The organism is Micrococcus sp. LASM2_SD2 (assembly GCF_057364565.1).
Genome location: NZ_JBNFOB010000368.1, coordinates 1 through 1,417 on the forward strand (window position 1 = coordinate 1; position 1,417 = coordinate 1,417).

The following is a 1,417-nucleotide window of genomic DNA, read 5'->3' on the forward strand; positions in this document are numbered from 1 at the left end:
GCCGCAGGGCCTCACGCGTCTTGCGGTGGGCGAGCGCCGTGGTGGTCACCCCGGTCCGCACCGCGGGCCGGTGCGCCCGAGCCGTCCGCCTCACGGGCGGCGAGGACGAGGTCCTCGGCGGAGAAGCCGCCCCCGATCACGAGCATGGTGGTGCGGGCACCGACCCGGGAGGACGGCTGTGCCCCCAGGGCCGCGGCCCGGTCCTTGGCCTCCTGCCGGGACATCCCGATGCCGCCGGTGAAGACCACCACGTGTCCGTAGAGGGGGTGGTCCGGAGAGGCGTCCCGATTGGCAGGGGTGTTCACCCCCTCGTCCGGCCAGCGCATGAAATCCGGCATCGCCCGTCCCGAGCGCAGGGGCACGCGGGCGTCGAACACGTCCGCCATGTCCCGGGCCTGACGGGTCGGACGGGACTCACGGCCCTCGCCGTGCAGGTGGCCCTCCAGCCGTCCGACCTGCAGTCCGTGCGTCCGCAGCACCCGGTGTACCTCCACCGGGCCGCCGTCGGTCTCGAGGGCGCGGCGGCCCACGTCGATGAGGATCGCCGCACACGCCTCGGCGTCGGCGAGGGCCTCATGGTGCCGGCCCGGCACGAAGCCCGCGGCCCGGCTGGCGGAGGGCAGGGCGTAGCTGGGCAGGTCGTAGACCTTGCGGGCCAGCATGAGCGTGCAGGCGTACTCCAGCGGCGGCACGTCCGCGTCCGAGACCTCGAGGGCGGACTCGATCACGCCGACGTCGAAGCCGGCGTTGTGCGCCACGAGGACGTCCTGGCCGCAGAAGGCGCGCAGGTCCGCGTAGACCTCGGCGAAGCGCGGGGCCTGCGCGACCTGGTCCGCGGTGATCCCGTGGATCCGCACGTTGCGGGGGTCGAACCGGTCGAACCCCCGCGGCGGGCGCATCATCCAGGAGGCGCGGTCCACCATGACGCCGTCGCGTACGCGGACGAGGCCCACGGAGCAGGGCGAGCCGCGGAAGCCGTTGGCGGTCTCGAAGTCGATCGCCGTGAAGTCCAGCCCCGGGACGGGTGCCGGCGACGTCGCTGAGCTCATCCCGTGTGCGCCTCCCGGGCGCGCAGCGCGTCCACGAGGGCCGGCAGCAGGGCCGTGAACGCCTGGCCTCGGTGGCTGATCGCGTTCTTCTCCTCTGCGGAGAGCTGCGCGGTGGAGACCTCATGGCCCTCCGGCCGCAGGATCGGATCGTAGCCGAACCCGCCGTCGCCCACCGGCTCGGTGAGCAGGGTCCCGCGCAGGTGCCCCTCGGCCACGGTCTCGGACACGATCTCCCGTCCGCCATCCGCACCGGCGGGGCCGGGGACGGCGAGGGCAGCGCAGCAGACGAAGCCGGCGGCGCGGTGCTCGGCGGGGGACGTCCGCCAGCTGGTCGAGCAGCAGGCGCAGGTTCGCGGCCGTCGTCCCCC

At 74.6% G+C, this 1,417-nt stretch carries 1 protein-coding gene and 1 pseudogene; both read right to left on the reverse strand.

Translation table 11 applies throughout. From position 1 onward, the window contains the following. Window positions 1-11: 11 nt before the first annotated feature. Complete coding sequence (locus AC2W7A_RS12405) at window positions 12-1,049, reverse strand: 3'-5' exonuclease (protein ID WP_485991610.1); 1,038 nt, start codon at window positions 1,047-1,049, stop codon at window positions 12-14. Further along, window positions 1,046-1,417, reverse strand: a pseudogene (locus AC2W7A_RS12410) (non-canonical purine NTP pyrophosphatase); the annotation flags it as partial. The gene AC2W7A_RS12405 and the pseudogene AC2W7A_RS12410, both read right to left, overlap by 4 nt.